We start from the raw sequence: 250 nt of genomic DNA, 5'->3' as shown, positions 1-250 counted from the left end.
CAGCGCCTGCAGCGTCACCCACAGCGGTTGCCAGCGGTAGAACGGCTTCCAGCGCTGCTCCGGGAACAGGCGCACGACCCCATAGCCGACGTCGTCGTCCTTGCCCAGCACGTTGGTGTAGGTGTGGTGGATATGGTTGTGGGTGTGCCGCCAGAAGTCGGACGGCCCGGCGATGTCCCACTCGTAGGCGCGGCCGGCGAATTCCGGATCGTTCATCCAGTCGTACTGGCCGTGCATGACGTTGTGGCCC

The 250-nt window shown here is 65.6% G+C and carries 1 pseudogene; it reads right to left on the bottom strand.

Annotated elements, in window-relative coordinates:
* Positions 1-250, bottom strand: a pseudogene (locus JMJ55_RS30660) (hypothetical protein); the annotation flags it as partial.

Source organism: Belnapia mucosa, from assembly GCF_016775475.1.
GTDB lineage: Bacteria > Pseudomonadota > Alphaproteobacteria > Acetobacterales > Acetobacteraceae > Belnapia > Belnapia mucosa.
The sequence above is the reverse complement of the archived record's forward strand: the minus strand, read 5'-3'. Positions and strand labels throughout refer to the sequence as shown.